Origin of the sequence: Lyngbya sp. CCY1209 (assembly GCF_035615495.1) — a bacterium.
In the GTDB taxonomy this organism is placed as follows: domain Bacteria; phylum Cyanobacteriota; class Cyanobacteriia; order Cyanobacteriales; family Microcoleaceae; genus Limnospira.
Genome location: NZ_JAJENU010000413.1, coordinates 1 through 8,687 on the forward strand (window position 1 = coordinate 1; position 8,687 = coordinate 8,687).

The 8,687-nt window shown below is 52.7% G+C and carries 5 protein-coding genes; 1 reads left to right on the plus strand and 4 read right to left on the minus strand.

Annotation, left to right across the window (positions count from 1 at the left end; all coding sequences use genetic code 11):
* Window positions 1-138: 138 nt before the first annotated feature.
* The 3 genes from LKE08_RS12115 to LKE08_RS12125 form a co-directional block, all read right to left on the minus strand.
* Window positions 139-5,562, minus strand: coding sequence for an AAA family ATPase (locus LKE08_RS12115; protein ID WP_324704488.1), 5,424 nt, complete (start codon window positions 5,560-5,562; stop codon window positions 139-141).
* Window positions 5,563-5,800: 238 nt separating this feature from the next.
* Complete coding sequence (locus tag LKE08_RS12120) at window positions 5,801-6,400, minus strand: Uma2 family endonuclease (protein ID WP_324704489.1); 600 nt, start codon at window positions 6,398-6,400, stop codon at window positions 5,801-5,803.
* A 220-nt stretch (window positions 6,401-6,620) separates the two neighbouring features.
* The gene (locus LKE08_RS12125) at window positions 6,621-7,214 is read right to left on the minus strand and encodes a phycobiliprotein lyase (protein ID WP_324704490.1); all 594 of its coding nucleotides are present in this window, start codon (window positions 7,212-7,214) and stop codon (window positions 6,621-6,623) included.
* A 224-nt stretch (window positions 7,215-7,438) separates the two neighbouring features.
* Here LKE08_RS12125 and LKE08_RS12130 point away from each other — a divergent pair, with 224 nt between their 5' ends.
* Complete coding sequence (locus tag LKE08_RS12130) at window positions 7,439-7,606, plus strand: NblA/ycf18 family protein (RefSeq protein WP_324704491.1); 168 nt, start codon at window positions 7,439-7,441, stop codon at window positions 7,604-7,606.
* Window positions 7,607-7,712: 106 nt separating this feature from the next.
* On the opposite strand, the gene pstB is transcribed toward LKE08_RS12130, so the two are convergent.
* Window positions 7,713-8,537 carry a phosphate ABC transporter ATP-binding protein PstB gene (gene pstB, locus LKE08_RS12135; protein ID WP_324704492.1) on the minus strand — a complete coding sequence of 275 codons (825 nt, stop codon included), beginning with the start codon at window positions 8,535-8,537 and terminating at the stop codon, window positions 7,713-7,715.
* Window positions 8,538-8,687: the final 150 nt, after the last annotated feature.

The following is an 8,687-nucleotide window of genomic DNA, read 5'->3' on the forward strand; positions in this document are numbered from 1 at the left end:
GACTCAAGTCGCCGTTCGTTTTTCCTCCCTGCTCTAAAGAGACAGAGCTTCCAAACGTATCGGAGATTTTACGTGAAAACTGGCGACGGGCGATTGATTTGTCGGGAAAATGAGAAACCGGGTTTCTAGGGGTTTGACCTAACCGCGAACAGGCAGTCGGATTAAGAACTCCGAACCCCGACCCAAAGCCGACTCGACCGCCAGAGTGCCGCCGTGATGTTCCGTGACAATTTTACGGGCGATCGCCAATCCCAAACCGGTTCCTTTTCCGGCGGCTTTTGTCGTGAATAAATAATCAAATATTTTGGCTCGTATCTCTTCCGTCATCCCCCGGCCGTTGTCGCCGATTTTGATCTGGACGTGATCGCCCTCGTTCCCGCCGAGTTCCGCAGGGAGAATCTCGGTCTGAATTGTAATTGTGGGTTGGCGAGCTTCTAATTCCCGAATCGAGACAGTTTGAGGCATTTCGTCGAACATATCGATCGCATTCGCCAAGATATTCATAAATACCTGGTTTAACTGTCCGGGAAAACAGAGCAATTCGGGAATTTTGCCGTAGTTCTGAACCACCTGAATCGCCGGACGATTCGGGTTCGCTTTCAGGCGGTGGCGCAGAATTAACAAGGTGCTCTCGATACCTTCGTGAATGTCAAATTTTTGCCGGTCGTCGCGATCGGCGCGGGAGAACGTCCGCAAACTCCTGCTGATCGATTTGATGCGATCGCCCGCATCCTTCATCGCCCGCATCAGTTTCGGCAAATCTTCGCGAATGTAGTCCAATTCGATCGCCTCCCGTTCCTCCTCAATTTCTGCCCCCGGTTCGGGAAATTTCTCGCCGTAGAGATCGAGCAAACCCAACAGATCGTCGAGATAATCTCGGGTCGCACTGACATTGCCCAAAATGCAGCCCACGGGATTGTTAATTTCGTGGGCGACCCCCGCGACTAAGTTCCCCAGAGCCGACATTTTCTCACTTTCTACCAGTTGCATTTGGGACTGTTCCAGCCGCCGGGAATAGTCTTGGGCCTGTTGGTAGAGGCGGGCATTTTCCAGAGAAATCGCCGCTTGAGTAGACAGAAGGTTTAAAAGTTGGACGCGATCGCGGGTAAATGCGCCGATGGTAGCCCGATTCTCCAAATACAAAAGGGCGATGAGTTGACCCTGTTTCAAAATCGGATTACACAGGATACTCTTGGGTTTTCGTCGCAAAATATAAGCATCATTTTCCAGCAGCGGATGGTCGGCCGCATCCGCGATCGCCATCGGTTCTCGGCTCCGTTCGACCCAGTGAATTAACGTTTGGGGAAGCTCGGAATAACTGGATCGGGGGACGGACTGCACTCGGGCGGGTTCCTCGATAGTCGCCACCGCCTCGACAAACCATTGATTGTCCTGCGGCATCAGCAAGATCCCGCGATCGGCTCCCGCATTTTCCAGCACCGTTTGCAGCAAAGTCGCCAACAGTTTTTCCAGTTCAATTTCACTCGATAGGGTGAGGGAAGCTTTCAACACCGTCGCCAAGTCCAGGGTTGCCGAAATACTGGTACTGCTGGAGGTCGAAGAATGGGTATTGCTCGTCTGAGTCGTACCCGAACCGGCGATCGCAAACAGCGTTTCTGTCGCCGATAAAGTGGTCCGAGCGGATTGCAAAATCGGTGCGAGTAGTTGGGGATGGCGGCTTTCCAAATCGGCAACTTTCCCTGCCGCCCCCCATTTGGCATAGCAATAATAAGCCTCTTGCATATAGCCGGCGGCGACTTTTTCCTTACCCCAATTTAGGTAGAATTGAGCCGCCCGTTCGTTGGCGAGGGCTTCTTCTTGGATCAAACCGCTTTCTTTGGCACCCGCGATGGCGCGATCGTAGCGATCGCCCGCGACGTAATTTTGACCGCAAACCCGACATTTTTCGGCTTCGATCAAGTCAACTTTGTGTCGGTAATTCATGGGGGCATCCTGCGCCCATTCCGCCAATATCCGTTGGTGAGCTTCCGCCCGTTTTAGGGTTTCATCCCGCTCACTTTCCTCGCCGTCGGAGCAGACCGCCAAGTCAGTTAACGCGGCGTAAAAATGGAACAGGGGGCGATCGACAATCCCCACTAATATCGCTAAATGTCGCTCGACTTCGGCAATATAATTAAGGGCATTGGTATAATTACCGAACAGATAGGCGGATAGGAGTTTGTAAACGTGGGCGATCGCGATCGCGACGAACTCTCCATCCCGGCGATACCTGGGAAACATCACCGTTTCATCGTAGGCGATTCCCGACAGGCGATCGGGTTTCTCCACCGTTTCTCGGAGATTCTGGACGAGCTGTTGAATCATCCTCAGATAAGCCAGAACCGAATCTTGCTTGGCCGCCGCCAAAGCGACGCAGTAATTTTCGAGCTCCGAATCCCAATCCCCCAGCGGCACCCCCGCCAACAAATTACCCCGGAAATAATTGTGGCTGTTGTAACCGGCATAGAGGAAGTTTCCCGTTTCCATACCGGCAAAATAACCCGCTTTTACCGTCGGAATGATCGCCCGCAGCGATTCTCGACGATGTTGGAGAAAACAGCCGAACATCAGCAAAGTGAGGGACTTAAATTCCCGGGCATCAAACCGCTCTAAAAGGCGGAGGGCAACCTGTCCGAAAGCATAGCCCCGGTCAACCTCTCCCAGAAAAGCGGACAGCACCATCCCGTGGCCCGCGTAGCCGATGGTCGATGCCGGGGTATTGCCAAATTCCAAAGATAAACTCACCATCGTCGCCATCAACAGCGGTAGCAGGGTGGGTTGGCCGAGAAAAACCGGCGTAAACAACTCAGCCAGCAGTTGCATCGCCCCGATGGTTTGAGGGTCGCTCATGACAGGCCGTTCGGCGAGTTCCTCAATCTTTTGACCTTCGAGTTTACGGGACACTTTTTGCAGGGCGGTACTCGTCAAGATCTCATCGGGTTCGGAGGAAAATTCGATGCCCAATTCGGACAGGGCTTTGGCGCCGAGAGAAATCGCCTGCAAAAACTGACTCCGGGCGCCCAAGTCTTGCAGTTGAATTTGGTAGACTTTGATGCGATCGAGTTGGGTTCGGGCCGAGTCTAAAACGACACCGGCGAAGGACTCCATCGCCTCAAAGTCGGCATTTAAATGAGCGGCTTCCGTGGCGGCGATGTGGAGAGCCAAGGTCAACTCATACTGACGTTGCCAAGGGTCGGCGGTGAGTAATTCCAGCCCCGTTTGAATGAAGTTGCGGGCGGCGACGTAGGCGGTGGCTTGTTTGGCTTTCCGTCCGGCTTTTAAGTTCAGTCGGGCGAGGGCTTCCCGTTCGTCGGGATCTCGCAGGAGTGTTTGTCCGAGGTTGAATTGTCCCACCAAGTCGAAGAGTTTTTCTTCCTGCTCAGTTGGGGAGAGTTTTTGTCGGAGCAGTTGACCGATTTTGAGGTGAGTCGCCTGTTTTTTAACTTCGGGAATCAGGGAATAGCTGGCTTGTTGGACGCGATCGTGCAAAAAGCGATAGCCGGGGTTAATTTCGCCCGGGCTGACTGAGCCACCGATGTCCTGAAAGAACTTGTAAACTTGATTGGTGGGCAAAATCAAACCCTCTTGTAAAGCCGGCCACAGGGCCGTTGCAACTGCCTCGGGCGATCGCTCCGAAATAATCGCCAAGGTACCCAGATCGAACCGGTTGCCGATACAGGCAGCCAACTTGAGAATGTCTCGGGTTTCCGGGGGCAATTTTTGCAACTGCCGCGCCATAAATTCCACCACGTCATCGGTGGTGGCGGCGGCGGCAATTTGGGCGATATCGCATTCCCAGTAACCGCGATCGCGATTGAAAGTGATGTGACCTTCCCCGTGCAGCGCTTTCAAAAATTGCGTGATAAAAAAGGGATTGCCTTGAGTTTTGCGATCGACCAGTTGCGTTAGGGGTCGGGCCAGTTCCCGGGAACAAATCAGGGTATCTGCAACCCAACGATTCTCATCTTCTAACCCCAGGGGCGCGAGGGTAATTGTATTCACGATCGCCCCGGATTTCTTCAGTTCCTCCACCGTCAAGATAAACGGATGGGTCGGGGAAACTTCGTTATCTCGGTAGGCTCCCAATAGTAACAGATAACCCCGGTCGTTCATCAGCCGTTCGATCAACTGTAGCGATGCCAAATCTGCCCACTGCAAATCATCCAAAAAGATCGCGAGGGGATGTTCGGGTTTGGCAAAAACTTGAATGAACTTTGAAAACAGCCGGTTGAATCGATTTTGAGCGGCGGTGCCGGAAAGTTCGGGAGCCGGGGGTTGTACTCCGATAATTTGTTGCAGTTCGGGAATCACTTCGATCAACACTTGTCCGTTTTCTCCCACCGCCTCGAGAATCCGAACCCTCCAGTCGGCCAACTGTCGGTCAGATTCACAGAGCAACTGCCCCATTAAATTGCGAAAAGCCTGCACAAAAGCACTCAAAGGGATACTGCGGTTAAATTGGTCGAATTTTCCCTTGATAAAATAGCCCCGTTGTCTGACAATGGGTTTGTGGACTTCGTTGACGACGGCCGTTTTTCCGACGCCGGAAAATCCCGCCACGAGCATGAATTCTGCTGCCCCTTCACTGACTCGGTCGAAGGCGTGGAGGAGGGTGTGAACTTCGGCTTCGCGTCCGTAGAGTTTTTCAGGGATGAGGAAGCGATCGCTCAGATCTCGCCGCCCCAATTCAAAATGGGCGACGGTTCCCGTGGCTTTCAACTGGGTCAAACACTCCCGCAGGTCAAATTGGAGTCCCAGAGCACTCTGATAACGCTCTTCGGCATTCTTCGCCATCAATTTCGCGACGATCGCCCCCACTCTCTCGGGAATGTCGCTATCGACCTGATGCACCGGTGTGGCGACCTTGGCGATGTGACCGTGCACCAATTCTAAGGGATCGTCGCTGCTGAAAGGCAGGCGACCCGTCAGCAATTGATAGAGGGTGATGCCGAGGGCGTAATAGTCCGCCCGGTAGTCGATCCCGCGATTCATCCGCCCCGTTTGTTCCGGCGCGAGATAGGCCAGGGTTCCTTCCAAAATATTGGGATTTTGGATTTCTTGGGTTTCTTTGGGCAGCAAAGAGGCGATACTGAAGTCGATCAGTTTGATTTGCCGCGTTTCGGGGTGAATCAGAATGTTGGCGGGTTTGATATCTTTGTGGATGACCCGGTGTCGGTGCAAATCCTGGAGAATCTCGGCAATTTGCAGGGCGATGCTCAACACCCGGGTCAATTCTAAAGGTTGCTTCCGGCTGTATTTGTCCAGGGAAATTCCGCCCCAATCTTCCATCACCAAGGCATAGGTGTTGCCGACGGGTTCTAAACTCAGGGGTCGAACGATGCCGGAAATGGGCAGTTTTTTGGCGATCGCATACTGATTGCGAAACTGTACCAACTCTCCAAAGCTCGGATGCTCCCGCCGCAGCAGCTTAATTGCGACGGGGCGTTCTCCGGCGATTTGCACGCCTCGATAGACCGCCGTTCGCGACCCCAGATATAACTGTTCGACCAGTCTATAGCCGAGGATTTCGGGGAATTGCTGCGTGTGAGATCTCGAAGACATCTTGGGTTGGGGGGGTGAGTCGAGTGGAAGCCGATTCCATCTCAACTTTAACAAATTCACAGGTCTTTATTTTCTACCCACTCACCGACCCGGAATCGACCCCCTCGGTGTCCCGTGGGATTCATTCAGTCTCGCCGCTCTGGACTGGATGGGACTGGAGTATCTGGTTGGGGGAATAAACCGAGTTTATAGATGAGTTTTTTATGGATTCCAAAATATTATTGTAGAAACCCGGTTTCTAGGGGGCGGGGGTGTCGGGTGAGGAGAAAATATTTCCCGCCGCCAAAATCTGTTCGACAGTCAAAGTCAATTCGGGAAAAAATTGGGAGACAATTTGTTGATTTTCGGTCAAAACCGTTTCCTCGTACAATCCCTCATCCAGCCGCAAAACGGAAACCTTATTCAACATCGGATCGACGATCCAATATTCGGGGATTTCCGCCGCCGCATATTCGGATCTTTTGTACCGATAATCCCGGCTGACGGATTCGGGACTGACGACTTCCACGACTAACATCGGCGGGGTTTGAAAAACGGCGGATTGATCCAACAGTTCTAAGACTTGTTCCCTGGATACCACGCAGACATCTATCAACCTAGACTTCCGAAATCCAGTGCGGACTCCCGCTTCTTTCAAACACAGCCAAGGTGAATTCAGCCGAGTTATTTCTGCTGTCAAACTATCTCGGATAAAATCGGCGATGAGCAAATGTCTGATCGTCGGCGGATTCATGATTTCCAACTTTCCATTGACCAGTTCATAACGGTTGTCCGTGCCGTCGTCATATTCGAGGTAATCTTCAAAAGTATATGTTTTTTCTATGGTTATAGATGTCATGGCGATTGGATTATAGCGTTTCTCTGGCTAATCAAGCACGTTTGAAAATTCAAAGTCCCCCTTTTTAAGGGGGATAATGGGGGATCGAACCGTACCGCGGCGGATAGAAAACTGCTCGTATCATTTTTTAAATGTTACTGCCTTTGAGGATATTCGCGGGGGCTCCCATCCCAACAACGGACTCCCGTTCAAACCTTTCGGTTCGACGGGAGTCGCGGTTTTACCAACCCAAGGCGGAGATGAAAGGAACGGTTTCCTTCTCTTTCGGGGAGGATTCTGTCGCTTCGGCGTCGGGGTCGATGCGGACTTCGGTGCAGAAGGTGGAGGTGTTGAAGCCACCGAACCGCTTCACGGCACTCGATCGCATCCTGACATGGGGACCGACGAACCAAAACCGCTCGATGGAACTCATGGTTTCGTATTCCGTCACCAAGGTCAGTCCCTCTTCCTCATCCATCTCGAACCGGCCGATCACCGGGACGATCTCGGCGTAGCCCCGTTCCCGCAGCATCCGGCCCTTGCGGGGATCTTCGGGGTCGGGGACGATCGCGAATACGGTCGATCCCTTGTGGTTCTCGTCGTCCTTGTCCCAGGCCATCTCCCCGTTCCAGGTGACGTGGGCGCCCCCCGCGGCCAGACCGGGGTCGATCTCGTGCATCTCGCAGATCTCGAGGATTTTGGGGTCGTCCGCGGCCAGGGCCGTCACGTCGATCGTCGAAGATCCCTTCTCCGCCTGGCGGAAGGCCAGGTGGTGGGTCGTCCGCTGCGATCGCCACCGCCCCGCACTTTGGTTGAAAAATTCCATCGCGTCCATCGGCTCAATCTCGCTCCTTTGGTCGATTTTTCGAGGTTTTCACCTTTTTATGATAAGGCTATGGTCGCAGATGTTAATTTTTGCAAAAAAAATAAGTGTCCAAATGTCCGTCGTGGACAGAAAGTCAAGCACTTGTTACGATAATTTACATATAGCGTAAAGAAAAGTTACACTTGACGAGTGACCTTTTTCTGAATCCTTGAGTTTCACAGGAGGAGCGAACCATGCAAACCCCCGGAAATCTGAGCATCGAGCAACAATTCAAGTTGAAGGTGCTGCAAGAACAAGTCAAGCACCTGAGCTTGGAAGAAGCCCAGGAGTACCTGATCGAAGTGTTTCGCCAGGGAATGGTCAAAGATAATTTACTCAAACACTGGATGAAGGGCGCGTAGCGCGATCGCCACGAAAACAAAGAAGTCAGAACGGCAATCCCCCCTGCTGTTCTGACTTGTGCCCAATTTCGATCTGGGCAATCAAAAACGCGATCGCGCCGTTTTTTTACCCGAACCGGCCGCTGACATACTGCTGGGTCGCCTCTTCTTGGGGATTCTGGAAGATACTCTGGGTATCGTTGAATTCCACCAGATAGCCGAAGCGCTTGCCCGCTTCGACCGCCTTGGCGTTGTAGAAGGCAGTCATGTCCGCCACCCGCGTCGCCTGCTGCATATTGTGGGTGACGATAATGATGGTATAATTTTCCTTCAACTCGTGGATCAGATCCTCGATCGCCAAGGTCGAGATCGGGTCTAGAGACGCGCAGGGTTCGTCCATGAGCACCACGTCCGGGTTCACCGCGATCGCCCGGGCGATACACAACCGCTGCTGCTGTCCCCCAGATAACGCGAAGCCATTTTCGCCCAACTTATCCTTCACCTCATCCCAAAGCACCGCCTGACGCAGCGATCGCTCCACGATCTCGTCCAGTTCGGCTTTGGATTTGGCCAATCCATTCACCCGCACCCCGTAGGCGATATTGTCGTAAATCGTCTTGGGGAACGGATTCGGCTTTTGGAACACCATCCCGATGCGCCGCCGCACCTCCACCGGATCGACATTCGGATCGTACAAATTCTGTCCGTGGTAGTAGATCTGCCCGTCCAACTTGAAGCCGTTGATCAGGTCGTTGAGGCGGTTGAAGCAGCGCAAAATCGTACTTTTCCCACACCCGGACGGGCCGATAAACGCCGTCACCTTATTTTTGAAAATGTCGAGGGTGACACCGCGCACCGCTTTGAAACTGCCGTAGAAGATATCGATATTTTCGGTGCGGATCACCGTCTCCATCTGGTTGGCGGTATCCATATAGGGTTGAGTAGAATCCATGATGAAAAATCAACTCCTTGACAATTGATTGACTTCTCCCCGGTCTAAAGACGCGGGGATTCTTAAGCCGTCAAAAACTGAACTCTTAAAGGCATAGTCAATGTGCCTCTACCAACTCCTTTAAGAGAAAATCCTAAAGTTGTTGCTATT